Source organism: Actibacterium mucosum KCTC 23349 (genome assembly GCF_000647975.1).
Lineage (GTDB): Bacteria > Pseudomonadota > Alphaproteobacteria > Rhodobacterales > Rhodobacteraceae > Actibacterium > Actibacterium mucosum.
Window position 1 is genome coordinate 78,037 of record NZ_JFKE01000001.1, and the last position, 21,771, is coordinate 99,807.

General features: G+C 60.3%; 25 protein-coding genes and 1 pseudogene. 8 read left to right on the forward strand and 18 right to left on the reverse strand.

The annotated features are described in order from the left end of the window. The first annotated feature begins 46 nt into the window (after positions 1-46). Positions 47-1,069 (forward strand): LLM class flavin-dependent oxidoreductase, encoded by a 1,023-nt coding sequence (locus ACMU_RS00445; RefSeq protein ID WP_035255166.1) that lies wholly within the window; start codon positions 47-49, stop codon positions 1,067-1,069. A 41-nt stretch (positions 1,070-1,110) separates the two neighbouring features. On the opposite strand, the gene ACMU_RS00450 is transcribed toward ACMU_RS00445, so the two are convergent. After that, positions 1,111-1,665 (reverse strand): carboxymuconolactone decarboxylase family protein, encoded by a 555-nt coding sequence (locus tag ACMU_RS00450; RefSeq protein WP_035255168.1) that lies wholly within the window; start codon positions 1,663-1,665, stop codon positions 1,111-1,113. A 117-nt stretch (positions 1,666-1,782) separates the two neighbouring features. After that, the gene (zapE, locus tag ACMU_RS00455; protein WP_035255169.1) at positions 1,783-2,859 is read right to left on the reverse strand and encodes a cell division protein ZapE; all 1,077 of its coding nucleotides are present in this window, start codon (positions 2,857-2,859) and stop codon (positions 1,783-1,785) included. Positions 2,860-2,977: 118 nt separating this feature from the next. On the opposite strand from zapE, the gene ACMU_RS00460 reads away from it, so the two are divergent. Next, positions 2,978-4,216, forward strand: coding sequence for an MFS transporter (locus ACMU_RS00460; RefSeq protein WP_035255171.1), 1,239 nt, complete (start codon positions 2,978-2,980; stop codon positions 4,214-4,216). Here the strand turns inward: ACMU_RS00460 and ACMU_RS00465 are convergent. The 4 genes from ACMU_RS00465 to ACMU_RS00480 all read right to left on the reverse strand — a co-directional run bounded on the left by ACMU_RS00465 (position 4,213) and on the right by ACMU_RS00480 (position 7,218). Next, positions 4,213-5,124: an alpha/beta fold hydrolase gene (locus ACMU_RS00465; protein WP_035255173.1), complete on the reverse strand. Its 912-nt coding sequence runs from the start codon at positions 5,122-5,124 to the stop codon at positions 4,213-4,215. The two genes, ACMU_RS00460 and ACMU_RS00465, sit on opposite strands and share 4 nt — an antisense overlap. Next, complete coding sequence (locus tag ACMU_RS00470; RefSeq protein ID WP_035255174.1) at positions 5,121-5,750, reverse strand: HAD family hydrolase; 630 nt, start codon at positions 5,748-5,750, stop codon at positions 5,121-5,123. Before ACMU_RS00470 ends, ACMU_RS00465 begins: the two co-directional genes overlap by 4 nt. Positions 5,751-5,842: 92 nt before the next feature. After that, positions 5,843-6,289 (reverse strand): YaiI/YqxD family protein, encoded by a 447-nt coding sequence (locus ACMU_RS00475; RefSeq protein WP_201769851.1) that lies wholly within the window; start codon positions 6,287-6,289, stop codon positions 5,843-5,845. Continuing rightward, on the reverse strand, positions 6,289-7,218 hold the full coding sequence (locus ACMU_RS00480) for an AEC family transporter (protein WP_035255175.1): 930 nt from the start codon (positions 7,216-7,218) through the stop codon (positions 6,289-6,291). The genes ACMU_RS00475 and ACMU_RS00480 overlap by 1 nt, the downstream gene beginning before the upstream one ends. Positions 7,219-7,439: 221 nt before the next feature. On the opposite strand from ACMU_RS00480, the gene ACMU_RS19390 reads away from it, so the two are divergent. The 3 genes from ACMU_RS19390 to ACMU_RS00490 all read left to right on the forward strand — a co-directional run bounded on the left by ACMU_RS19390 (position 7,440) and on the right by ACMU_RS00490 (position 10,519). Beyond that, positions 7,440-7,589 carry a hypothetical protein gene (locus tag ACMU_RS19390; RefSeq protein ID WP_161635600.1) on the forward strand — a complete coding sequence of 50 codons (150 nt, stop codon included), beginning with the start codon at positions 7,440-7,442 and terminating at the stop codon, positions 7,587-7,589. Positions 7,590-7,700: 111 nt separating this feature from the next. Continuing rightward, positions 7,701-8,309 carry a TetR/AcrR family transcriptional regulator gene (locus tag ACMU_RS00485; protein WP_035255176.1) on the forward strand — a complete coding sequence of 203 codons (609 nt, stop codon included), beginning with the start codon at positions 7,701-7,703 and terminating at the stop codon, positions 8,307-8,309. A 65-nt stretch (positions 8,310-8,374) separates the two neighbouring features. Beyond that, a complete protein-coding gene (locus ACMU_RS00490) occupies positions 8,375-10,519 on the forward strand; it encodes a hypothetical protein (RefSeq protein ID WP_152544467.1) in 2,145 nt (714 codons plus the stop codon). A 3-nt stretch (positions 10,520-10,522) separates the two neighbouring features. Here ACMU_RS00490 and ACMU_RS00495 read toward each other — a convergent pair whose 3' ends face one another. The 3 genes from ACMU_RS00495 to ACMU_RS00505 form a co-directional block, all read right to left on the reverse strand. Continuing rightward, positions 10,523-11,116: an ATP-dependent Clp protease proteolytic subunit gene (locus ACMU_RS00495; RefSeq protein WP_035255179.1), complete on the reverse strand. Its 594-nt coding sequence runs from the start codon at positions 11,114-11,116 to the stop codon at positions 10,523-10,525. Between the two features lie 10 nt (positions 11,117-11,126). Next, complete coding sequence (locus tag ACMU_RS00500; protein WP_035255181.1) at positions 11,127-12,239, reverse strand: S-(hydroxymethyl)glutathione dehydrogenase/class III alcohol dehydrogenase; 1,113 nt, start codon at positions 12,237-12,239, stop codon at positions 11,127-11,129. A 68-nt stretch (positions 12,240-12,307) separates the two neighbouring features. Next, positions 12,308-12,748, reverse strand: coding sequence for a c-type cytochrome (locus ACMU_RS00505; RefSeq protein ID WP_081805331.1), 441 nt, complete (start codon positions 12,746-12,748; stop codon positions 12,308-12,310). Positions 12,749-12,839: 91 nt separating this feature from the next. On the opposite strand from ACMU_RS00505, the gene ACMU_RS00510 reads away from it, so the two are divergent. Both ACMU_RS00510 and ACMU_RS00515 read left to right on the forward strand, forming a co-directional pair. Then, a complete protein-coding gene (locus ACMU_RS00510; protein ID WP_035255968.1) occupies positions 12,840-14,495 on the forward strand; it encodes a DUF6504 family protein in 1,656 nt (551 codons plus the stop codon). 69 nt (positions 14,496-14,564) lie between these two features. Continuing rightward, the gene (locus ACMU_RS00515) at positions 14,565-15,218 is read left to right on the forward strand and encodes a pyridoxamine 5'-phosphate oxidase family protein (protein WP_035255182.1); all 654 of its coding nucleotides are present in this window, start codon (positions 14,565-14,567) and stop codon (positions 15,216-15,218) included. Here the strand turns inward: ACMU_RS00515 and ACMU_RS00520 are convergent. From ACMU_RS00520 to ACMU_RS00535, 4 genes are all read right to left on the reverse strand, one after another. After that, entirely contained in the window at positions 15,215-15,865 is a 651-nt protein-coding gene (locus tag ACMU_RS00520; protein WP_035255184.1) for a DUF2461 domain-containing protein, read from the reverse strand. The genes ACMU_RS00515 and ACMU_RS00520 overlap by 4 nt on opposite strands. A gap of 135 nt (positions 15,866-16,000) precedes the next feature. Further along, positions 16,001-16,387, reverse strand: coding sequence for a VOC family protein (locus ACMU_RS00525; RefSeq protein WP_051587722.1), 387 nt, complete (start codon positions 16,385-16,387; stop codon positions 16,001-16,003). 86 nt (positions 16,388-16,473) lie between these two features. Beyond that, complete coding sequence (locus ACMU_RS00530) at positions 16,474-17,751, reverse strand: RNA polymerase sigma factor (protein ID WP_081805332.1); 1,278 nt, start codon at positions 17,749-17,751, stop codon at positions 16,474-16,476. After that, positions 17,690-18,061: a YciI family protein gene (locus tag ACMU_RS00535; RefSeq protein WP_035255186.1), complete on the reverse strand. Its 372-nt coding sequence runs from the start codon at positions 18,059-18,061 to the stop codon at positions 17,690-17,692. Before ACMU_RS00535 ends, ACMU_RS00530 begins: the two co-directional genes overlap by 62 nt. Before the next feature lie 297 nt (positions 18,062-18,358). Between ACMU_RS00535 and ACMU_RS00540 the strand changes: the two genes are divergently transcribed. Beyond that, positions 18,359-18,703, forward strand: a complete 345-nt coding sequence (locus tag ACMU_RS00540; RefSeq protein WP_051587724.1) for a DUF2794 domain-containing protein — start codon at positions 18,359-18,361, stop codon at positions 18,701-18,703. On the opposite strand, the gene ACMU_RS00545 is transcribed toward ACMU_RS00540, so the two are convergent. The 5 genes and pseudogenes from ACMU_RS00545 to ACMU_RS00560 all read right to left on the reverse strand — a co-directional run bounded on the left by ACMU_RS00545 (position 18,696) and on the right by ACMU_RS00560 (position 21,679). Further along, the gene (locus ACMU_RS00545; RefSeq protein WP_236626181.1) at positions 18,696-19,196 is read right to left on the reverse strand and encodes a C40 family peptidase; all 501 of its coding nucleotides are present in this window, start codon (positions 19,194-19,196) and stop codon (positions 18,696-18,698) included. The genes ACMU_RS00540 and ACMU_RS00545 overlap by 8 nt on opposite strands. A gap of 84 nt (positions 19,197-19,280) precedes the next feature. Beyond that, a pseudogene (locus ACMU_RS19830) lies at positions 19,281-19,436 on the reverse strand (NLP/P60 hydrolase); the annotation flags it as partial. Further along, the gene (locus ACMU_RS00550; protein WP_035255190.1) at positions 19,433-20,809 is read right to left on the reverse strand and encodes a leucyl aminopeptidase family protein; all 1,377 of its coding nucleotides are present in this window, start codon (positions 20,807-20,809) and stop codon (positions 19,433-19,435) included. The gene ACMU_RS00550 and the pseudogene ACMU_RS19830, both read right to left, overlap by 4 nt. Before the next feature lie 67 nt (positions 20,810-20,876). Then, the gene (locus tag ACMU_RS00555; protein ID WP_152544468.1) at positions 20,877-21,263 is read right to left on the reverse strand and encodes a hypothetical protein; all 387 of its coding nucleotides are present in this window, start codon (positions 21,261-21,263) and stop codon (positions 20,877-20,879) included. Between the two features lie 125 nt (positions 21,264-21,388). Further along, complete coding sequence (locus ACMU_RS00560) at positions 21,389-21,679, reverse strand: hypothetical protein (RefSeq protein ID WP_236626155.1); 291 nt, start codon at positions 21,677-21,679, stop codon at positions 21,389-21,391. Positions 21,680-21,771 lie beyond the last annotated feature (92 nt).

The window sequence follows — 21,771 nt, forward strand, 5'->3', positions numbered from 1 at the left end:
CGACATAGGCTACATTAGCCCCACGCTGAAAAGGACGGAGGCACAGATGGCCGAACTGCAAATGGGGATCGACACGTTTGGCGACGTGACCTTTGGGCCGGATGGCGAATTGCTGCCCCATGATCAGGTGCTGCGCAATGTCGTGGCCGAGGGCGAGCTGGCCGATCAGGTTGGCATCGATTTCTTCGGCGTGGGTGAACATCACCGCGACGATTTCGCCGTCTCCGCGCCCGAGGTGGTTCTGGCCGCCATCGCCGCGCGCACCGAACGCATCCGCCTTGGCACCGCCGTAACGGTGCTCAGCTCGGATGACCCGATCCGCGTGTTTCAGCGGTTTTCCACCCTGAACGCCCTTTCAAATGGCCGGGCCGAGGTGATCCTTGGCCGCGGGTCTTTCACCGAAAGCTTCCCGCTGTTCGGCTTTGACCTGCAGCATTACGAGGTGCTGTTCGAAGACAAGCTGGACCTTTTTCACAAGCTGCTGACCGAAGAGGCCGTCACCTGGTCGGGCCGCACCCGCCCGCCGCTGCAGGATCAGCGCGTCTATCCGCCCACCGAAAACCTCGGCGCCTGGATCGGCGTGGGCGGCAGCCCGGAATCGGTGGTGCGCGCGGTGCGTTATGACATGCCCCTGATGCTGGCGATTATCGGCGGTAACCCGGCGCGGTTCCGGCCGTTTGTCGACCTTTACCATCAGGCGTATGAGCAAGCCGGCAAGGCGCCCAAACCGCTGGGCATCCATTCGCCGGGCTATATCGGGCTCAGCGATGACAGCGCCAAGGAAGAGCTGTGGCCGCATCACAGCACCCTGCATGGCCGCATCGGGCGCGAGCGTGGCTGGCCCCCCACCACACGCGACCAGTTCGAGGCCGAGGTCGCCCATGGCGCGCTTTATGTCGGCACCCCGGAAACCGTGGCCGCCAAGATCGCGCGCAACGTCAAGGCGCTGGGCGCCGACCGGTTCGAGATGAAATACAGCTCAGGGCCCTTACCGCATGATCTGGCGATGCGCAGTATCGAGCTTTATGGCACCAAGGTGATCCCCATAGTGCGCGAGATGCTGGCCTGAGCCAAGAAGTAGGCGACCCCGTGCAGGGGCCGCCCGTTCGATCATTCAGCGGCGAAATCGATCGCGAAGGGTTTTACCGGTTCGTCGATCTCTGTGTGGGCCAGCGCGTTGGTGAAGTTCGACAGGGTCTTGGTGGCAATACCCACGATCACCTCCAGCGACTGCGCCTTGGTGTAACCGGCATCCAAAAACGCCTGCAGCGCGTCGTCACCGATATGGCCGCGCTGTTCCACCAGACCCTTGGTGTAGACGCGCAGCGCTTCCAGCTTGGCATCAGCCAGCGGCGCGCCCTCGCGCAGCGCCTCGATGACGTCTTCGTCAACCTTCAGCATCTTCATCAGCATCGTGTGCCCGGCGGTGCAGTAATGGCATTCGTTGATCACGTTGACCGTCATCATCACCACCTGCTGCTCGGTCGGGGTCAGGGTGCCCTTTTCGGTGAACAGCCCGAACGTGTCGAGGTAAGCCTGATAGTTGATCGGCGCCTCGGCCATCACGCGATGCAGCATCGGGTGAAAGCCATAGGCCTTTTGCGACGCTTCAAGCAGCGACAGCGAGGCTTGGGGGGCGGTGTCGGGGGTGTGGTAGGTGTACATGAAGGAGGTCTCGATTCTTGGTTGAACAAGTTGAGCCGAGCGACTCAATGTTCATACATGTACAAAATAAGAACCCATATGTACACATCTGACCAAAATCACGCCATCACGTTCCTGTCAGCCCACCTCGCGCCCCCATTCCTTGTCCTGCATCTCGCGCAGTCGGCTTGCGGTGCGCTCAAACTCGAACGCGCCGGTGCCTTCGACATACAGCATCTCGGGCTGCGCTGCGGCGCTGGCGATCAGGCGCACGCGCGCCTCGTACAGCGCGTCGATCAGGGTGACAAACCGCTTGGCCTCGTTGAAATTGCTGCGGCCCAGTTGGGGGATGTCTTCCAGGATCAGCACCCGCACCGCCTCGGCGATGGCAAGGTAATCGGCCGGGCCCAGCATCCGGCCGCATAGATCCCAGAATTGCGCCCGCGCCACACCGTTGTGAAAGGCCGGCAGGTCCACGGCGCGGCCTTGCACCGTCAAGGTCAGTTTTTGCCCCGCGCCGCCGGTCAGATCGGACCAGATCGCATCTATTGCACCGCGCGCCGTGGCGTCGGCGGGGGCAAAATACACCTGCGCGCCGGTCAGGCGGTTCTGGCGATAATCGGTCTGGGACTGCAGGTGCAACACGTCCAGCTGTGCCTTGATCACCTCGATGAAGGGCAGGAAACGGTCGCGCTGCAACCCGTCCTTGTACAGGTCATCGGGCACCCGGTTCGACGTGGTGACAACCGTCACCCCTTTGGCAAACAGGATCTCGAACAGGCGGCCCACGATCATCGCATCGGTGATGTCAGTGATCTGCATCTCGTCGAAACACAAAAGTTGCAGCCCCTCGGCCACGCCCTCGGCCACCACGTTCAGCGCATCCTCGGCCCCGGTTTCGCGCACCGCGTGCAGGTCGCGGTGGATCTCTTGCATAAAGGCGTGGAAATGCACCCGGCGCTTGGCGTCCACCGGTGCGTGGTCATAGAAAAAATCCATCAACATGGATTTGCCGCGCCCCACCCCGCCCCAGACATAAAGCCCGCGTACAGGCGCAGGTTTCTTGCGGAATAAGCCCAGTCCCCGGCGCGGCGCCTCGACCGCTGCGAGCCCGGCCCGCACGGTTTCCAACGCTTCGACCACGGCCAATTGCGCAGGGTCGTGATTGATCTCGCCCGCCTCAACGCGGGCGGTATAGGCGTCCAACAAGGTCATGCGGGTGATCTAAGCCCCACGACCGGATAAGAAAAGCTGTTTGCGCATATCACGGAAAATGATTTGACCCGCGCGCATAGGTCACACATGCTGACCAAGCAAAAGGTGGAGGAACCCCATGCAACGCGCGCCTCTGTTTACCCCGGTTCTGATTGCCGGGTGCGTCATCATCATGATCAGCTTTGCTGTGCGCGCCAGTTTCGGTGTGTTCCAGATCCCCATTGCGGAAGAGTTCAATTGGCTGCGTTCGGATTTCTCGCTTGCGATTGCGATCCAGAACCTGGCTTGGGGCATCGGGCAACCCATATTTGCAGCCTTTGCCGAACGTCTGGGCGATCGGCGCGCCATCATCCTTGGCGCATTTGTCTATGCCGCGGGTCTGGTGCTGTCATCGATGGCGGTCACACCGTTGCAACACCAGATGCTTGAGGTTCTCGTGGGCTTTGGCGTGGCAGGCACCGGCTTTGGCGTGATCCTTGCGGTCGTCGGCCGCGCAGCAAGTGACGAGAATCGCTCCATCGCCTTGGGTATCGCCACCGCGGCCGGGTCCGCCGGGCAGGTCTTTGGTGCGCCTCTGGCCGAATGGATGCTGGGTTTCCTCAGCTGGCAATCGGTGTTTTTGGTTTTCGCGGCTGCGATTTTGGCAACGCTTTTTGTACTGCCGATGATGCGCAGCCCCAAGGCCGCCACCAAGGCCGAGCTTGAGGAGAGCATGGGCGTGATTCTGGGCCGTGCCTTTCGCGACCCGTCCTATTCCCTGATCTTTCTGGGGTTCTTCTCGTGCGGCTATCAGCTGGCCTTTATCACCGCCCATTTTCCGGCATTCGTGACCGAGTATTGTGGGCAGATTGATCCCACTGGCACGTTGGCGTCGATGGGAATTTCAACCACTTCGGCGCTGGGGGCGGTGTCGATCTCGTTGATTGGCCTTGCCAATATCGTGGGCACCATCACAGCCGGGTGGCTGGGCAAGAAGTATTCGAAGAAGTACCTTCTGGCGCTGATCTATACGGGCCGCACAATTGTGGCCGCTCTGTTTATTCTTATGCCCATCACCCCGACGTCGGTTCTGATCTTCTCGGCCGCGATGGGCGCGCTTTGGCTGGCGACGGTGCCGCTGACGTCGGGACTGGTCGCGCATATCTACGGACTGCGTTATATGGGCACGCTTTACGGCATCGTGTTCCTGTCACATCAGATCGGCGGGTTCCTGGGCGTTTGGTTGGGCGGCAAGCTCTATGACATCTACGGCAATTACGACCTTGTCTGGTGGGTTGGCGTCGGTGTTGGCGCGTTCTCGGCGATTGTACACCTGCCAATCCGCGAGAAACGCGGGCCGATTGCGGCGGCGGCCTAGTCGCCGCGCAAAAAAGTCTGCACCGCCTCGCGCAGCTCACGAGGATGCGTGTACGGCAAACCATGCCCGGCGTCGGGGATCGAGACCTGTCGTGCTTGCCGGTTGATCTGAGCCAGCCGACCAGTAGACGTCGCAGGGATCACCTTGTCGTTGCCGCCCCAAACTGCCAAGACCGGAATGCTGCGCGCAGCCAGTTCGGCATGCAGGCCAGCCTGATCTTCGGCAAGCATGTTGCGATAACTGCTGAGCACGGCGGGCAGGAAACCCCGCACGCGCGTTTCGGCCAATTGCTTTCTAAGTGGGGTGGAGTCGGGGAACGACCGGGCCGCACGCACAAAGCCAAAACGTAAAACAATGCCGCCCAGCGCACGCATCACCCCGTCGCCGATGACCGGGATGCCCGCGCAAAACCTGGCAAAAGGCCCGCCAACGCGACCCAAACCGGCAGGGGCAACCAACATCAGTTCTTCGACACGGTCGGGGTTCCTAGCAGCCCAAGACGTGGCGATACCCCCGCCCATGGAATAACCGATCAGGGATATGGGCCCGCCGATCCCTTGATCATGCAACAATTCGGACAGCTGCACGGTGAAATAGTTGGAATCCTGCGCACCACCAGGCGCATCCGACAGACCACGGCCGTACAGATCATAGCGCAAGACGCGATAGCCCATGCGCGTCAGCTCGGGCAGGGCCGCATCCCAGACATACCCGGCCGTGGTCAAACCGTGGATTGCCACCAAAACCCGCCCGTCCCTTGGGCCGTTCCAGTCATAATGCGTCAACCCCATCGACAAGGTCGCGAACTGCCCGCTGGCGCGGCTGCGCGCCGTGTCCCCCACTGGCTTGCGCAAGCGATGCGCGGCCAGTGGCCAAAGAACCAAGATCGCAAGCGCCAGCCAGATCATGGCATGGAGGCCTCTTCCGCCGTCAACAGGCTCTCGGCCACCAACCGAGCGGCCCAACCTTCGGGGCCCTCGAACAAATGGGTTCGCCAACCGCGTGCCTGGGCCGCAGAAATATTGTCGGCCCGGTCATCGGTGAAAAGAAGTGCCCCAGGCGCAACGCCCGACTGTGTTTCCAATACCTCGTAGATTGCGGCGTCGGGTTTTATCATCTTCAGATGGCCCGAAACGAAGTCGCGGTCAAATTCGTTCAGGATCGGATAGCGTTGTGCCGCCACCACATAACTGTCCACACCAAAGTTGCTGAGCGAGAATACCGGAACGCCCTTCCCCTGTAGGGTGCGCATCAGGTGCATCGAATGATCGATCCCCGGCTCGGCCATTTCAATCCATCGGTCGTGCCACATACGAATCTCGTCGCCGAAATCTGGGTGTTCCTCGGCCTTGGCATAGATCGTGGCGCGGAAATCGGCGCCCAGATCGACCTGTTCGTTCATCCCGTCCAGATCGACCGCCGCAAACAACGCGGCCCGGCGTTCAGGGCCAATCACCCTGTCATAGAACGCGTGTGGATCCCAATGCAGCAAGACATTGCCAATGTCGAAAACGACGGCTTCGGGTCGGGTCATGAAAGCTCCTGCGAAATTCGGTCACGGCGCTGAAATATCCCGCGCCCGTTCTCTGCGAATGTGCCGGGACGTGACCTAAAAAGAAAGGGGGATTATGCCCGCGCCGCCTTTTGCAGCGCGGCCTCAAGTGCGGTCAAAAAGCGAGACCGATCGGCCTTGGAAAAGGTGCGCCCTTTGCCTTGCATGAACGGGTCGGCGGCGCGCAGATCTGCCATCAAATCGCGCGAGGCCAACATGGGCCCGATGTTATGGGCAGCGATCACCTCGCCGTTATGGCGCAATACTTGCGCCCCGGCCTCTACGCATTTGGCCGCCAAAGGGATATCTCCGGTCACAACCACGTCGCCTTTGCCAACGCGTTCGGCGATCCACTTGTCCGCTTCGTCCGGGCCGTCAGGCACATAGACCATCTGCACCAACGGGTTGTTTGACGGACGGAGCCCTCCGTTGGCAACCATCCGAACCTCGACCCGGTGGCGGGTCGCCACACGCTCGACCTCGGCCTTAACTGGGCAGGCATCCGCGTCGACAAAGATCATCAGACCTGCACCAACCAGCCGATCACCAGTGATACGGTCACCACGCTGGCAACGGTCGAGACGAGGATCGAGGCCGAGACACGTTGCGGTGCCACGCCATAGTGCTGTGCCAGGATAAAGATATTGCCCGCAACCGGCAAAGACGCGCAGGCGATCATGACCGCCCCCGCGTAGTTGTCGACATCGAAGATGAAAAGAACCGCCACGGCGATGGCAGCAGGATGCAGTACCAGCTTCGCAAAAGACAGCCAGCTTGCCACCTCGATCCGTTCCGCCGATTTGCTGGCCAACGATGCGCCAATGGCAAAGAGCGCCCCCGGCGTGGCCGCTGCGCCGAGGATCGACAGAAACTGATCCGCCGGCCCCGGAATTGCCATCCCTGTCCGTGCCCAAAGCAAGCCAAGTGTGATGGACATGATCATGGGGTTTTTCAACAAGCCCAACCCGATGCTGCGCAGCATGCCCAGTGACATGCGCCCATCGCGTGCGCCATTCACCACGGCCACCACAAGGCTGCCGAACACGATCAGGTCAATGGACAGCACGAACATCACCGGCCCCACTGCCGCTTCCCCCATGAGCAGCGCAAGCATTGGAATGCCCAGAAAGCCGACATTGCCGATGACGCTGCACTGCCCCTCGAACGCGGCTTCCTCAAGGGGGCGCCCGCGCGCCAACGCCACACCAGCCACCAACGCGTATATTAGCGCCGACGCCGACAAATAGGCCCAGACAAAATCCCAGCTGAACAGCGCGCCGATGTCCAATGTAGCCGAGAACCGCAACAACATCGCAGACAGCGCAAAGTAGAACACAAAGCGCGTCAGATAGGCAGTCGCCTCCTCGCTGAAGAACGCGGTACGCCTTGCGGCATAGCCAAGGCCGATCAACGCAAAGAAGGGTAATGTTTCCAAAAAGATGGCCAGCATGCCCCCCCTCTAGCCACCGAAAACGCGTTGGGCAATCCGCAATATCCCTTAGTGCAAAGATTATCCGCCCTTTTCACAGGTGCCTTTGGGCCGCCAGACGTCGGTGCCACCGACATATTTTGGTCGGCAGGGAATAATTGCCGCAGTTGGGCGTAGAGAACTTGAAATATCAGTTAACCGCAAATAAATACTAAACCGTTCAGTTCAAAATAGCCGATACCATGACCAAGACTATCCTATTGATCGCAGCCCTGACCGTGGGCCTTGCTGCAAACAGTGCAAGTGCGTTTGGGTTCCCGGGGATGACTTTCCCGCATCTTCAATATCCTCCCATCGACACGCCGGCCGAACCGGACCAGAACGGCAAATAAACTGATCGTTCCGGCAGATTTGTTGTACACATTTGCGGCATCGACTTGCCGAAAGTGAACCGGTTGGTTTATATTACTCCCCTGTCACTGGGAGAGGACCAACACACGCCAATGGATGTCGCAATCAAAAAAGGCCGCAAGTTCGATCAGGTACTTGAAGGCGCCCGTGAGGTGTTCCTGAAAGAAGGGTTCGAAGGTGCGAGTGTTGACGACATTGCAAAGGCCGCCGGTGTCTCGAAAGCCACGCTTTACAGCTATTTCCCGGACAAGCGGCTTTTGTTTGCGGAAGTTGCGCGGGTCGAGTGCGAACGACAAGCCGATCAGGTGATGGTCCTGATCGGGACCGACATTCCCGCCGACCAGGCGCTGCGGATGGCGGGCGAGCGGATCATGTGTTTCCTGACATCGCAGCTGGGCATTACGGTTCTGACCCTTTGTGCTGCGGAATCCAAACGATTTCCGGAACTAGGCAAGCAATTCTACGAATCCGGCCCGGGGTTGGTCAGCGAACGCCTAACACGCTACCTGACAGAGGCTGTTGAGGCGGGGCAGTTGAAGATCGACAACATTCCCCTGGCTGCTGACCAGTTTGCCGAGCTTTGCAAAACCCGCATTTTCGCGCGGATTCTGACGGGCGTGCAGACCGAATTCTCGGACACGGAACGACAAGAGATTGTCGAAGGGGCGGTTGACCTGTTCATGGCGCGCTACGGCGCCTGACCAAAACCTTCCTAAAATCGGCCAAGCAACGTTAGACTACACCAACCGCTATGGGAGGTGGGCTGATGCGCGTTGTTTTCGGATTTCTATGGATGTTCATGGCTGGCATTGCCGCCGCCCAATCACCGAACGGTCAATTCCTGGGCCTCGAAGGAAATTGGGTCGTCAATTGGACAGGCATTCAGGAAGACCGGCTTACCGAAGCCCGGATCAGCATCTTTCGAAACCGCGCAGCCGTTTGCGAACGCGACGCGTTGGATTCGTGTAACTATCGTATGGTTGTACGCGAGCCGGAGGAATGGTGGTTCAGTGGCGGTGAAACCGCTAATCTGGCCTATGGATTTGTCCAGAAGTTCGAACCCTCCGCCGACGGAATGAGCGCAACCGTGCTGCACGGCTATGGAATCATGGGCCACTGGGGTGGCACCGAACAAATTCGTGTGACCGGTGCGAACAGCATGGCAGGACAGTGGGAATATCGCGGCTGGACCGGGAACGGGACGTGGCGCCGTGTGGTTCCGACCTTTACCGGAATCGAGCTGACCAGCAGGCATGCCGTTAAGGTCACACCGGTTTCGGCCAATCGCATCGTCGCGACGCTGCAATGGAACCGGTACGATTGGCCGAAACGGGTAACGGCACCCGGCAACCGCCCTCGATTTTACCTAAAGCTTCGCGGCAATGACCTGTGGGGCTGGCACGCGGCCGCATTTGAAAATTCACCGGGCCTTTATGCCGCCAGCGTGGGTCGGGACAAAGACGAGCAGGGAGAGTTCCTGTCCGTCGAAGTCGTTATATTCCCCGGTTATCAACCAGGAACGCATGTACTTCATGTCGGGGGCCAACAGTTTTATATCGATCTGGAAATCGCCGGACGGCCAATGGCCGCCGACCTGTATCTTGAAGCCGGGGGAACGACCGAAGCGGCCCCTATTGCGCCGTTGCGCCAACCGCGTGGTGCGTTGAAGGAAACACTGGTTTTTCAAGCGCGGGATATTGGTGCACAGCCGATCACGCAGATCCGCACCCGGATCATGGCCGAGCAACCGTTGAACCTCGTTCAGGATCCACCTGCCTGCACCTCGGTCAGCGCCACGGAAATCTTGTGCGACCTTGCTCCAAACGGGGGATTGTTCCGGCAGGAGTTGAAGTTTTGGGGCGACGTTCCGACAAATGTCGATGCGCGGCCCGAAATCACGGCCGAGGTCGAGGGTTACGGCGAGGCCGAAGGATGGGTGCGGCTTGGCCGTGTTTCTGACACCGTGCATTTGCGGGATTGCGACGGCGCCTATGCGGCAAAGATGTCCGCCATTGATCCTGAAGGATTGGGAAATGCGTTGCGCGTTCTGGCCTCTTCGGTGGCGGCCATGCCGGGCAAACGTCTTTATCCCGGCCCGGAAAAGGCCTTGGTCATCAACGAGGCGCAGACATATCGCATTCGACTGATGACAGACCAGATGGCAGCCAACAAGTCACCTGACGCTTATCTGAAATCCGCGTCCGAAACCGGCGGTAACGATCTGGGCCGAATTTATCCCGCCGCCAAACAGCTGATTCAGTCGACGCAATGCAGCGCGCGGCAGGCAGATTTGGATACATTAGCAGACCTGAAGCAAGCCCATGCCGGATTTAAACTGCGCGCGGCAGAGATCGCCGAACTCAGCAGCCAAACACAGATTGTCACCGAGGCCGTCGAAAAAATCGCTACGGAACGTTTCAAGGCATTTACGGGGCAACTGCCCAGTGCTTTGCAGACCATTCTTGGCGTAGGTGGCAAACCGTTGCCGCGTGAAAAGAAAGAGGGGCTGATCGTTGACTGGCTGGACGCGCTCAGCTTTCGGGCCAGCGAGGTTGTTCTGTCCAATGCACAATCACGCGCCATCTTCCTTATCCCGGACATACTGGCCGAAGGTGTTGCGGGCTCGGCCGCGGTTCAGGCCGCTGCCCCCAATTTCGCGCGGGTTTTTGGCAAAGTCCCCGGTATGGCCTCGCTGATGTTGGGATCTGTCCAGATTGGGGTTTCGGTTGTGGATCTGGCCTTGCTGACAGACACATGGACCGAAATGGACGAGCTTTCGTCCTGGGTTGAGGCCAGCGCCTATTTCCAGGCGCTGAACCTCAAATACATCGCGATCGAGGCCGAAGTGGCCGCCCTGATCGAACAATTGGAGGTCGCCACGGGGGCTGGCACCTGCACCTGTCGGCAATAATGCCTAGCGCAATTCGTCAACCGTGCGGATCACTTGCCCCAACAGGCCATATTCCAGTGCTTCGTCGGTGGTCAGCCAGAAATCCCGTGCAGTGTCCGCGGCAATTTTCTCGGCCGTCTGTCCCGTTGCCTCGGCAAACAAATGTTCGAACCGCTCACGCATTTGACGGATCTGTTCCGCTTGGATCTGCATGTCGGTGACTTTGCCGCCAATACCCCCCGAAGGCTGGTGCAGCAAAAACCGTGTGTTGGGCAGGCAGTACCGGTTTTCCTTGGCCGCGCCCACAAAGATCAGCGCCCCCGCACTGGCCACCCAGCCCGACCCGATGGTGCGCACGGTTGGGCGGATGAACTTGATGACATCATGCACCATATCACCCGATTCCACATGACCGCCCGGCGAGCTGATGAACACGTTGATCGGATCATCGCTTTCTTCGGCCAGCGCCAACAGGTGCGTAACGGTCTTTTGGGCCAGCTTGTCGTTGATCTCGCCGGCAACAATCACGTTGCGGCTCTTGAAAAACAGGCCCTGAATCGAGGCGCCGGGCCCTTCGTCCTTGGCGGCGTCGGTGTCGTTCAATAATGTCGATTGCATCCCCGTCTCCTCAATACACCACGACGGCGCGAATGCTTTCACCGGCGTGCATCAGATCAAACCCTTTGTTGATCTCCTCCAAGTTCAATACATGGGTGATCATCGGGTCGATCTCAATCTTTCCATCCATGTACCAATCCACAATTTTAGGCACATCGGTGCGCCCCTTGGCACCGCCAAAGGCGGTGCCGCGCCAGACCCGACCGGTGACCAGCTGAAACGGCCGGGTCGAGATCTCGGCCCCCGCCGGCGCAACGCCGATGATCACGCTTTCGCCCCAGCCTTTGTGGGCGGCTTCCAGCGCGGTGCGCATCACGTCAACATTGCCGGTGGCATCAAACGTGTAATCCGCCCCGCCGCCGGTCAATTCAACCAGATGGGCCACCATATCCCCTTTGACATCTTCGGGGTTCACATAGTCGGTCATGCCGAAATAGCGGGCCATGTCTTCCTTGGCCGGGTTCAGGTCGACGCCCACGATCTGATCCGCACCGGCCATGCGCAGACCCTGGATCACGTTCAGGCCAATCCCGCCCAGCCCGAACACAACACAACGGCTGCCAATCTCGACCTTGGCGGTGTTGATCACCGCGCCGATCCCAGTGGTTACGCCGCAGCCGATATAGCAGATCTTGTCAAAGGGCGCGTCCTTGCGCACCTTGGCCAGCGCGATCTCGGGCATCACGGTGTGATTGGCGAAGGTCGAGCAGCCCATGTAGTGGTAGATCGGCGTGCCATCCAGCATGGAAAACCGCGTGGTACCATCGGGCATCAGGCCCTGTCCCTGCGTGCTGCGGATGCTTTGGCACAGGTTGGTTTTCGGGTTCAGGCAATATTCGCATTCCCGGCATTCGGGGGTGTAAAGCGGGATGACATGATCGCCGGGTTGCAGGCTGGTGACGCCTTCGCCAACCTCCAGAACAACGCCCGCGCCCTCGTGCCCCAGGATGGTGGGAAAGATCCCCTCGGGATCGGCGCCCGACAGGGTGAATTCATCGGTGTGACAGATGCCGGTGGCCTTGATCTCGATCAGCACCTCGCCCGCCTTGGGACCGTCGAGGTTCACCTCCATGATTTCCATTGGTTTGCCGGCCTCAAGGGCCACGGCTGCCTTGGTGCGCATCTGTCTTCCCTCCCTTTGACGTTAAGGCAAGCCTGCGCGATACGCGGTTCTATTGCAACGACGCAGGCTTATTTGCCGGTGATCCGGTAAGCTTGGTGGCACGCCGTGCAGGTGCCACCGATTTGAGCCATGCTGGCTTGGAGAGCCGTAGGCGTGTCGATCTGCATCGCGGCTTGGGCCGCGTCCTGCAATGCCTTGGCCTTGTCGCTGAAATCGGGGAAATCCTGCCAGATAGCTGCCGCGGCCTCGGATTTGGGGTCGTTTTCGGGGACAGCAAACAGCGTGGGCATCTGGGTCGCCTGTTCTGCGATCTGCGCGGCAGCGGCTTGAGCGGCGGTTACATCAAACGCGCGGACCCCTTTGGCCATGTCGCCCAGCACTTTTGTTGCGCCCGCAATGTCCATCATCGCATTCATGCGCGCCTGAACTGCAGGGTTTTTCACACCGCTATGGGCCAACGCGGCGCTGGCTGTCAGGCCAAGGATCATGGCAATGGGTTTCATCCGCATGATCGCAGTCTATCCCACATACTTGGCGCAGCAAGACTCGACTCTGCACAACGGGGTGATTAAATTGGAACAAAGTGTGAACATTTCTGCCATGCCTCACCGTCGAATCCTCTCTGTCTGGTTTCCGCGCCTTGCGGCCGAGCGGCTATTGCGGATGGACCGCGGCCTGCCGCCGGGCCCGTTTGCGGTGCTGCGCGACGTGAACAACATGCAGGTGATCTTTGCCCTGAACCCCGAGGCCGAGGCCAAGGGCCTGACCCGCGGCCAGCCGCTGCGCGATGCACAGGCGCTGTGCCCCGCGCTGCACACGCGGCTGTCGAACCCGCAGGCCGAGGCGCTGTTCCTGACCACGCTGCGCCGCTGGGCCGGCAAGTTCTCGCCCTGGGTGGCCGAGGAACCGCCGGCGGGGCTGATCATCGACCTGACCGGCTGTGCGCATCTGTTTGGCGGCGAAGAGGCGTTGGTGCAGCAGGTCGAACAGGATTGCGCCGATCTGGGCCTGACGATGCAGGCGGGCATTGCCGACACGGTGGGCGCGGCCTGGGCGCTGGCGCGGTTCGCGGGCCGTGCGGCCGGCAACGCGCGCAGTGGCGACGACATCGCGCAAGAGGCCCGCGCCACCCGGTCGCGCGCCGCCAAGCGCCGCAACTGGGAACGCGGCGGCACCCCGCCGCAACTGGGCGCGCCGGGCAACGCGCAGCACCACATCGCCGCCCCCGGCCAGACGCGCCAGGCCATCGCGCCGCTGCCGCTGGCCGCGCTGCGCATCGCCGAGGATGACGTGGCCGCGCTGGCCCGGCTGGGCCTGCGGCAGGTGGGCGACCTGATCGGCATGCCGCGCGCCGCGCTGGCCCGGCGGTTCGGTCAACCGGTGATGCGGCGGCTGGATCAGGCGCTGGGGGTCGAGCCCGAGCCGGTGTCGCCCGCCCGCCCGCCGCATCATTTCGCCACTCGCCTGACCCTGCCCGACCCGATCGGGCTGGAAGAGGACGTGCTGGCCGGCATTGACCGGCTGCTGCCGCCGCTTTGCGACCGGCTGACCCAGAAAGGGCGCGGCGCGCGGCGGGTGCGGTTGCAGCTGTTCCGATCCGATCACACCATGCAGGCGCTGGAGGTTGGGCTGGCCCGGCCCAGCGCCGACCCGCACCGCATCCGCCCCTTGCTGATGATGAAGCTGGGCGATGTGGATGCCGGGTTCGGGATCGACCGCATGCGGCTTGAGGCGCATGTGACCGAACCCCTGCACGCCCGTCAGCATGCTGGCCACCTAGAGGCCACCGCCGCCGCGCAAAAGCGCCTGACACAGGACAACCGGCTGACCGACCTGATCGGGCGCATCGGCGCGCGGGTGGGGCTGGAACGCATCACCCGCCACCATCCCGGCGACAGCCACATCCCCGAAAAGGCGTATCAGACCCTGGCCGCCGCGTGGTCGGAACCCTGCACCGACTGGCCGCGCCTGCCCAACCCGCGCCCGATGTTGATCAACCGCCCCGAACCCGTCACCGCGCCCGATGTGCCGCAACTGCCCGAAAGTTTCCGCTGGCGGCGGCAAGCGTTCCGCGTGACAGCCGCCACCGGCCCCGAGCGCATCGCGCCCGAATGGTGGCTGGACGATCCCGACTGGCGCAGTGGCACACGGGATTATTGGCGTGTGGACACCGAAACCGGTGCCCGGTTGTGGCTGTATTATGCCCATGGCGGCACGATGTCCTCGGGTTGGTTTTGCCAAGGGCAATTTGCCTGATACTGTCATTTACTTTAGCAGCAAAATTAATATACTTCCCACATTGCTCTTGCTGGGAGGACACGAGGAATGACACGCGAAACGACCCTGCGGCCGGAATATCTGGTGACGTCTGAAACAGACCTGCGGGACCTGTTCCCGCCCACCCATGACATCGCAATCAAGAAAGCCCTGCCGCAGCTGGATGCGCATATGCGCGACTTTCTGGCCCGCTCGCCATTCCTGTGCATCGGCACGCAGACACCGGACGGTCAGGCCGATGTCAGCCCCCGCGGCGATCCGCGCGGGTTCGTGAAAGTACTGGATGATCAGACCCTGCTGATCCCCGACCGGCCCGGCAATAACCGGCTGGACACGCTGGCCAATATCGTGGCGAACCCGGCCGTGGGGATCTTGTTCATGGTGCCCGGCTATGACGAAACGGTACGGGTGAACGGCAAGGCGCAGCTCAGCCGCGACCCCGCGTTGCTGGCCTTGCTGGCCGTCAACGACCGCACCCCAACCGTTGCAATCGTGGTGCGGATCGACGAGGTATTCCTGCATTGCGCCAAGGCATTTCGCCGTTCGAAACTGTGGGAACCGACGCAACAGCAGGACCGGGCCGAGATGCCCTCATTGCCCAAAATGATCCTGGACCAGACCACCGGCGCCCCCGACAACAAGGCAGAGATGGACAAGATCGATGCCGACCTTGAGGACGAGTATCAGCGCACGATGTACTAAGCGCGCAAGAAGTCGAAGACGGGGCGCAGCAGCAGCAGGTTCTGCAAAGTGAACGCGACCAACCCCGGCCGCGTCACCACTGCGCGATCCTCAACATCCAGCCAGGCGGACAGGCCCTTGCGGCGCAGCAATGCACCATGCGGATGGTCTTTGTCATACGGCGCGGGCACGCGTTTCAGGTCAGGCTCGGACAAGCGCACGCCCGCGCCTGCCAATTTGTCCAAAGCGGTTTGCAACTCTGCCCCGTCCGGCCCTGCGACCCGGTCACGAAACGCACCAAGGCTTTGTTTGTCGAACCCAAACACGCCACAACCCAGCGACAACCGATCAACTCCAAGACCGAAAAACCACATTGGTGGCGATTCCTGCCCGGTGTTGGGCGTGAAAGACATGTGCAAATGGGCATTATAGGGTGTCTTGTCCTTGGAAAACCGCACATCGCGATAAACCCGGAACAACTTGGCACTATGCGGTAAATCCGTCGCTTGCTCCAACACCTCGCACATCGCCGCGCCAAACTCTTGCGCCGGGGCTTTGATGCCTGCGTCGTACCGCGCCTTGTTGGCAGCGAACCAATCCTTGCTGTTGTTGGCTTTCAGCTCGGTCAGAAAGGCGGGAACATCCTTGGAAAAGGCGGAAAAATTCATGACGCACCCCTTGTGTTGAACACCCAGAGTATGGGCCGCGGAAATTTGGTGGTGAAAAGAAAGGTATAGGTGAGTTGAAATACCATGTGGTCCTCTGCGGATGAACGGGCCGGGTATTGTACCCGGCCCAATGCATTAGCCTTGCATGCTTTCATAGGTGATCATCGCAATCCGCGCGCCCTGTGGGTCGATGATTGTGGTCATTCGGCCAACGCCGGGCATGTCCATCGGCCCGTTGAGGATCTGTGCGCCCCGTTCCTCGGCCTTCTTGGTGGCCCCGTCGACATCGGTCACGGTCACAAAAATGGTCCAGGCGCCGCTGTCTTCGGGCATCGGGGAAAAGCCACCAATGGGGGCGTCATTCACAAAGATCCCGGAATAGCTGGAGCCATCCTGCATCGGCATTTCGTTGATCTGCCAACCCAGAACATCGGCATAGAACGCTTTTGCCTTGGCATTGTCGGGGCCGGAAAATCCAATCCAGCCTGCATTGCCGGGTGTGGTCATGGTCGTATCGGGCATTTCAGTTTCTCCTGTTGGTACCGCTGGCCATCGCGCCAGCACCCCAAGGACGCGCCGGATCGGCCCTTTCCGACAGGTGGTGGAAATTATTTTTGGCAGAGCGCAATTTTTTCAAGCAGGCTCTGTGCTTCGGGCGCTGTAGGACCCAGATCCATTGCCCGCTCAAATGCCAGACGCGCGGCGGGTTTGTCGCCAGTTTCGAGCAACAACGCACCGCGCATACTGTGAAACCAGCGATAGGCGCTCAACGGTTCTACAAGGGGCTCCAGCATTGCCAATGCCGCCGCCGGCCCATCAGTTTTTTGTAAAACCGCGGCTTGGTTCAGGCGCACCACCGGTGTGGGTTGCAAGGCATAAAGCGCGGCATAGAGATCGCCCAGCCGCACCCAATCGGTTTCCGAATCCGACACGGCCACAGCATGGACACCGGCGATAGCCGCCTGCAACTGCATCGCGCCAGGAGGGCCGTGGCGTGCTGCCTTTTGCAGCAATGCACGCGCCTCGTTGATCAACACCTTGTCCCATTTGCTGCGATCCTGTTCGTCGATCGGTACAAGTTTGCCTTGCGGATCTGTCCGGGCATCCAGCCGCGCATGTTGGAACAGCATCAGCGCCAACAGGCCCATTTGCTCGGCCATGCCGGGGAACAGATCCAGCAACAGCCGCGCCAGACGGATCGCTTCGTGACACAGCGGCAGCTTTACCTGAACGGTGTCCGCGCTGGTGGACCACCCTTCCGAGAACAGGAGATAGACCATGGTTGAAACGTCGTTCAGACGTTTCAGACGCTCCGCCGGCGCGGGTGTCTCGAACGGTACAGGGTTCGAGGCAACGGTGCGTTTGGCGCGTGTCAGTCGTTGTTCCATCGTGCGGGGGTTCACCAGAAAGGCGCGGGCGATCTCGGCCACACTCATCCCGACCACAACCCGCAAGGCCAACGCCAACTGGTCCTGTCGGCGCAGAGCCGGATGACAGCAGATGAATAGCAACCGCAAGACGTCATCGCGCAGATCGTCGGCGGTTGGCATGGTGAATTCCGGTTCGTTTGCCATTTCGGCCTCGACATGCGCCATGGCACGCCGCGTTTTGCGCAACCGATCGATCCCCGCCCGGCGTGCCGTGACCAGCAGCCAGGCAAACGGGTCGTCGGGCTGTCCGTCTTGCGGCCATCTGGTGACCGCGCGCAGGCAGGCGTCAGAGAACGACTCCTCGGCCAGGTCGATATCGCGAAATTGCCGGGTCAGCGCCGCGATGGCGCGAGGACGGCATCGCGCAAACTGGGCGTCGAGCCAGGTGGAAATCTCAGGCCTCCTGAGCCAACACGCCGCCGGCCCATTCCACCGGCCGAACCTCGATCCGCGCATAGGCCGAGCTCAGGAACCGAGCAAACCGGATCGCTTCATCCAAATCTTCGAATTCTGCGCCATAAAACCCCAAGAACCGCTCTTTGGTGTCAGCAAATGGCCCGTCCAGCACCAATGCATCGGCCCCTTCGGTCACCGGTTGCAGCGTCACTGCGGCAGAAGCACCCATAAGCTTGGCCGTGGCAAACGGCCCGCGTTCGCCCAGTGCTTTTTGCAGCGCTTTGTGCCCTTCCATGACCTTTTGCTGTTCTTCGGGTGGCAATTGCTCCCACGCACCGTCTTCACCGTAAATCAAAATCGAAAAATACATGCCATGCCTCTGCTGAATATGGGTCAATCATGCCAAGGACGTTTCAGCTTGGCGAGACCCGACAGCACAGACAAAGAAAAACCGGCCTCAGATGGGCCGGTTTCAACTTGCCGCCCGATACCGCGCACTGGGTGGGGGCTAAAAACGCACGGTATCGGGCAAACAATCTTGCTATGGGCATGTTATCGCGTTCAATCTGGGCAGCCGATGGGTGCACCATGGGAAATCACGCGGTCTTTTTGTGGCAATTGCGGGGCAAAGCTTGATTTGGAAGGGATTCGTGGGCAAATTTCCCCCATGACCATTCAACAACTGCCGCCGCAGAACTCTGCCAAACCGGTCGAGCTTGTGCATTACCACCGTAAGGAACTTGGCATTATCCTGGGGGTATATGGCCGTATGGTGGCCGCAGGCGAATGGCGCGATTACGGAATCTCGTCCTTACGTGAAGTGGCCGTATTCTCCATCTTTCGTCGCACGGCCGAGCATCCGATTTATCGCATCGAGAAGCGCCCCAAATTGCGGAACAAACAGGGCATGTATGCCGTCATCGGCATGGACGGGCAGATCCTGAAACGCGGAGGAGACCTGCGTACAGTGCTGCGGGTCCTCGAGAAAAAGCTGATCCGCGCGATCAAATGAGGCGCTTATGGGCCGTCACCGGCCCATCGCCTTGGCTTTCTATTCGCTGAATCGCATCTGGAATCCGCTCGTAAGCCACCGCCATGTGATGCGCATTGGCATGGATCAGTGTGTCATGATCAACGGCAATAGCGACATGGCCCTTCCAAAACAGCAGATCACCGCGTTGTGGTTTTGAACCCAGCGCAAGTGGCGTTCCAAGCGCATTTTCCTGCGGACCGCTGTCGCCCGGACAATCGATACCGGCAGCAACGAGTGCCGCTTGCACCAGCCCCGAACAATCGATCCCCATCGCCGAATTCCCCCCCCAAAGGTACGGTACTCCAAAAAACATCTGCGCGACGGTTACCGGATCAGCAAATGGCGCGTTTAAGGGCCTTAGATGGGGTTTGGGAATGTAACGCCCGTCGTGGGTTTCGAAGAAATTCCCGTCAGCCGAAACAACACGCATTCGGCTGCCAAAACTCACCCAAGTCTCGTTTCCAGATTTCATGTCGGGACGAGGGTAAAGGTGGCTGGCCAATACGCTGACGCGGTGTGTGGCGTCAAACGGTGGCCCAAGAACCGTGTCTTGCACCCACCCACCATAGCCATCTTTAGCGGCTGCAACCTGCGCCCAGCCGTCCCGCGACGCCCCCACCTCCACGATCTCGCCCAGCATCAGTTGCCGCTCGCGTCGACCGTTGGGTGTGTCGCAAAGGTTAGCGACCGACACCGTGATCGACGCCCTCACAGGTCTAACAGCTTTGGCAGCGCATCCAGCAAGGCGCGCGCACCTTGGCCAACGCCACCCTTGGGGCGTGCCGGTGCCGCCGATGGTTGCCAACCATAGATGTCAAAATGCAGATACGGCGCGCGTTCGACAAACCGTCGCAGGAACAGTGCCGCGGTGATCGACCCGGCGAACCCGCCTTTGGGCGCGTTGTCCAGATCGGCAATCCCGGGTTCGATCATTGCTTCGTAAGGGGCGTGAAAGGGCATACGCCAGACAGGATCGGCAACCGCAGCACCGCTTTGCGATAAAGCCTGTGCTGTGTCGTCGCTGTCGGTATAAAACGGCGCAAGGTCCGGGCCGACAGCCACGCGAGCCGCTCCTGTCAACGTGGCCATAGACACGATCAGGTCTGTCGGTTCCTCGTCTGCCAGCGCCAGTGCGTCGGCCAAAACCAAGCGCCCTTCGGCATCGGTGTTGTTAATCTCGACCGTCAGACCTTTGCGCGAAGTCAGGATGTCCTGCGGGCGGAAGGCGTTGCCCGCCACCGCGTTCTCTACCGCCGGGACCAGCACCCGCAATTGCAACGGCAGGTCCAGCGCCATGATCATGCACGCCAGCCCCAGAACAGTCGCCGCGCCGCCCATGTCCTTTTTCATCAGGCCCATGGACGCGCCCGGTTTCAGGTTCAGGCCGCCCGTGTCGAAACATACGCCTTTGCCAACAAGTGTCAGCCGGGGGCCAGCATCGCCCCATTTCATTTCAATCAGGCGCGGCGCGTCCGCTGCGGCGCGGCCAACGGTGTGGATCATGGGAAAGTTTTCCGACAACAACGCTTTGCCGGTCGTCACCTTGACCGTTGCCCCGAATTCCGCTGCCAGTGTTTCCGCAGCCGATTGCAGGGCCGTGGGCCCCATGTCTGATGCCGGCGTGTTTATCAGGTCGCGTGTCAGGGCCTCGCCGGCAGCAATCGCCTCTACCCGTGCGGCGTCGACATCTTCGGGGGCTATCAGCCGCGCGGGCATTGCAGTTTTCTTAGCGTAACGATCAAACCGATACTGGGCCAACAGCCAGCCAAGGGCCTCGTTCTCTACATTCAGCAGGCGCGGCACCATTGCCAACCGGTAGGTCCCTTCGGGCAAATTGGCAGCAGCCTTTGCAACCGGAAATCGCCCGCGTTTCAAGGACGGTTCAGACCCGACACCGATTGCAACGCCAGCAATTTCCCCGCCTTCAGACGGCAAAATGCAGTGTTGCCCCAAGCCGCCAGTGAAACCGTTGGCCTCAACCCAATTACGGGCGGCATCGCTGAGGCTGTCTTTCCAGCCATCCACCTCGTCCGAAGTCAGGATGTACAGGCTGATAGCTTGAGAGTCTGGTGCGGCAAACTTCATGTGGTGTGATCTTCGTTGCTGAAACTGGGATCAGCTTACCGGCGTGGGCCGCACACGCAATCAGGTTTCAGTCGGAAAGATCGTGAATGTCCCAAACCACTTTGAGGGAACGGTTCGCCACCTTCTCTAACCGCGCGAGGGTCGCAAAGGTTGCAACGGTGTCGCCGCTGATCACGGCATCGGCAACGTTGGCGGCAGATACGGCCAAAGTGGTAAGGCCCAGTGGCTCGGCAATGTCCCGGATTTTGTGAGAAGATTGACACAACACCTCGGCAGGGGCTCGAAATGACATGTCACAGCGAAGCTGTTCCATCGCGTCGGAAAGATCACGTAACGCGCGCGACACGGCGGCATTGGCGGCCGTTTCGCCCATTTCCACGTAAAGTGCCGCCAAACGTTCAGGATCCATCCCCAACGGTTCGTCGCAGCACAGCATTTTGACTCCTGCCAGCATGCAGTCCTCCACACCAAATTCCACCCCACGTGGGCAACCTAGGCAAAGGCGGTCAACGAAGTGTTGCTGCGAGTACGAAAAGCACCGCCAATTTCTTGCAATTTCGCACGAAATTGGCCGGGTCTTCATAGCAGCCGCTGTTGCAATTCGTCTGCGGGAACGCCAAGGAATTGAGTCGTGCAGATTTCTATGTGGCTGATACTGTCGCACAGCTTCAGCAAATCTTGCGCGTGTCGCAAGTAAAACCCTTTGCTTGCCAAGGCGAGTTTCAACTCGCTCCAGGAATTGGCCGTTTCAAAACTTGGCAGCAGAGAAATGCGTAACAAAGCCGCCATTTCCGTATCCAGTCGGCTGGCCATACGTGCACTTGCCCAGGCGTTTTGATACTGCAGTTCTTTGGTCGCTGGTCCGTCCATAATCTCCTCCACTCGCAAACGGGACATGATTATGGTTGCGTGATTCGAAAGAAATGAATCCGGCGCAAAAGCATAGGGGCTGATCCAAAAGA

What these genes read in the sequence shown, in the direction of transcription:
- ACMU_RS00520 (WP_035255184.1), bottom strand. Translation starts at nt 15,865, where the DNA reads ATGAATTTTTCCGCCTTTTCCAAGGATGTTCCCGCCTTTCTGACCGAG.
- ACMU_RS00470 (WP_035255174.1), bottom strand. Translation starts at nt 5,750, where the DNA reads ATGACCCGACCCGAAGCCGTCGTTTTCGACATTGGCAATGTCTTGCTG.
- ACMU_RS00560 (WP_236626155.1), bottom strand. Translation starts at nt 21,679, where the DNA reads ATGGACGGACCAGCGACCAAAGAACTGCAGTATCAAAACGCCTGGGCA.
- ACMU_RS00540 (WP_051587724.1), top strand. Translation starts at nt 18,359, where the DNA reads ATGACCATTCAACAACTGCCGCCGCAGAACTCTGCCAAACCGGTCGAG.
- ACMU_RS00515 (WP_035255182.1), top strand. Translation starts at nt 14,565, where the DNA reads ATGACACGCGAAACGACCCTGCGGCCGGAATATCTGGTGACGTCTGAA.
- ACMU_RS00485 (WP_035255176.1), top strand. Translation starts at nt 7,701, where the DNA reads ATGGATGTCGCAATCAAAAAAGGCCGCAAGTTCGATCAGGTACTTGAA.
- ACMU_RS00500 (WP_035255181.1), bottom strand. Translation starts at nt 12,239, where the DNA reads ATGCGCACCAAGGCAGCCGTGGCCCTTGAGGCCGGCAAACCAATGGAA.
- ACMU_RS00505 (WP_081805331.1), bottom strand. Translation starts at nt 12,748, where the DNA reads ATGCGGATGAAACCCATTGCCATGATCCTTGGCCTGACAGCCAGCGCC.
- ACMU_RS00445 (WP_035255166.1), top strand. Translation starts at nt 47, where the DNA reads ATGGCCGAACTGCAAATGGGGATCGACACGTTTGGCGACGTGACCTTT.
- ACMU_RS00450 (WP_035255168.1), bottom strand. Translation starts at nt 1,665, where the DNA reads ATGTACACCTACCACACCCCCGACACCGCCCCCCAAGCCTCGCTGTCG.
- zapE (WP_035255169.1), bottom strand. Translation starts at nt 2,859, where the DNA reads ATGACCTTGTTGGACGCCTATACCGCCCGCGTTGAGGCGGGCGAGATC.
- ACMU_RS00510 (WP_035255968.1), top strand. Translation starts at nt 12,840, where the DNA reads ATGCCTCACCGTCGAATCCTCTCTGTCTGGTTTCCGCGCCTTGCGGCC.
- ACMU_RS00550 (WP_035255190.1), bottom strand. Translation starts at nt 20,809, where the DNA reads ATGAAGTTTGCCGCACCAGACTCTCAAGCTATCAGCCTGTACATCCTG.
- ACMU_RS00480 (WP_035255175.1), bottom strand. Translation starts at nt 7,218, where the DNA reads ATGCTGGCCATCTTTTTGGAAACATTACCCTTCTTTGCGTTGATCGGC.
- ACMU_RS00525 (WP_051587722.1), bottom strand. Translation starts at nt 16,387, where the DNA reads ATGCCCGATACGACCATGACCACACCCGGCAATGCAGGCTGGATTGGA.
- ACMU_RS00530 (WP_081805332.1), bottom strand. Translation starts at nt 17,751, where the DNA reads ATGCGCGGATCGAGGTTCGGCCGGTGGAATGGGCCGGCGGCGTGTTGG.
- ACMU_RS00495 (WP_035255179.1), bottom strand. Translation starts at nt 11,116, where the DNA reads ATGCAATCGACATTATTGAACGACACCGACGCCGCCAAGGACGAAGGG.
- ACMU_RS00475 (WP_201769851.1), bottom strand. Translation starts at nt 6,289, where the DNA reads ATGATCTTTGTCGACGCGGATGCCTGCCCAGTTAAGGCCGAGGTCGAG.
- ACMU_RS19390 (WP_161635600.1), top strand. Translation starts at nt 7,440, where the DNA reads ATGACCAAGACTATCCTATTGATCGCAGCCCTGACCGTGGGCCTTGCT.
- ACMU_RS00535 (WP_035255186.1), bottom strand. Translation starts at nt 18,061, where the DNA reads ATGTATTTTTCGATTTTGATTTACGGTGAAGACGGTGCGTGGGAGCAA.
- ACMU_RS00460 (WP_035255171.1), top strand. Translation starts at nt 2,978, where the DNA reads ATGCAACGCGCGCCTCTGTTTACCCCGGTTCTGATTGCCGGGTGCGTC.
- ACMU_RS00545 (WP_236626181.1), bottom strand. Translation starts at nt 19,196, where the DNA reads ATGAAATCTGGAAACGAGACTTGGGTGAGTTTTGGCAGCCGAATGCGT.
- ACMU_RS00555 (WP_152544468.1), bottom strand. Translation starts at nt 21,263, where the DNA reads ATGCTGGCAGGAGTCAAAATGCTGTGCTGCGACGAACCGTTGGGGATG.
- ACMU_RS00465 (WP_035255173.1), bottom strand. Translation starts at nt 5,124, where the DNA reads ATGATCTGGCTGGCGCTTGCGATCTTGGTTCTTTGGCCACTGGCCGCG.
- ACMU_RS00490 (WP_152544467.1), top strand. Translation starts at nt 8,375, where the DNA reads ATGCGCGTTGTTTTCGGATTTCTATGGATGTTCATGGCTGGCATTGCC.